The following is a 736-nucleotide window of genomic DNA, read 5'->3' on the forward strand; positions in this document are numbered from 1 at the left end:
CGCACCGTCGACCAGGTGAGCCCCGGCGAGCAGCAGCCCGAATCGGACCACGGCTTCGAGGGCGAGCAAAGCCAGGCCGGTACCTTCCGGGAGCGGCACTGGCGCGATGCGGCCCATTGGTTTAGCTATAATCTGCAAAACCCCAAGCGTGAGGCCAAAACGCTGCGCCTGACCTACTTTGGCGGCGACAAAAACCGCTACTTCACTATTCTGGTCAATGGCAAGCCGCTGAAAGAAGTGAAGCTGGACGGCAGCCGGGGCGACGAATTTTACGAAGCCGACTACGACCTGCCTGCAGCCATGCGCGCGGCTCCGGTCCTGAACGTAAAATTCGCGGCGGCGCCGGGCTCTACCGCCGGTGGCATCTACGACGTACGCCTATTGAAATAACACGGTCCAGGGAAGCCCCGCGCTGCTTAGCGGGGTTTTTCTTCCAAACGGGCGGAATTACACGGCTCATTGGGATGACGCTGTGGGCAGCGTTGTAGCGGGGCAAGCTGAGTCGGGTTCGTGAAGGCGTAGTAGCCCCGTCGGCTAAGGGGCTTGTAACGACAGGGCGAGAGGTACTGGATGTGGGCTTCTTCAACCGGATAGCCTTCGGCCGCCGCGTAAGGACCTCCTATGAAAGGCAGTCCTTTCACCCGCAAGTCCCACCTCATGACCTCAGCCATTCCCAACCAGAGCACGGCACGTGCGGGGCGCGCTTTCACCGGCATCTGGCGTTGTTTACCGACCC

At 61.3% G+C, this 736-nt stretch carries 2 protein-coding genes; one reads left to right on the forward strand and one right to left on the reverse strand.

Annotation, left to right across the window (positions count from 1 at the left end):
- Nucleotides 1–390 (forward strand): DUF6805 domain-containing protein (locus VI25_RS25470; protein WP_045689696.1); only part of this gene is annotated, 390 nt, incomplete at its 5' end.
- A gap of 26 nt (nucleotides 391–416) precedes the next feature.
- On the opposite strand, the gene VI25_RS25475 is transcribed toward VI25_RS25470, so the two are convergent.
- Nucleotides 417–736, reverse strand: a 320-nt coding sequence (locus VI25_RS25475) for a hypothetical protein (RefSeq protein WP_161807039.1), incomplete at its 5' end; no start/stop codon positions are given.

This window comes from Hymenobacter sp. AT01-02, from assembly GCF_000961955.2.
GTDB classification, from domain to species: domain Bacteria; phylum Bacteroidota; class Bacteroidia; order Cytophagales; family Hymenobacteraceae; genus Hymenobacter; species Hymenobacter mucosus.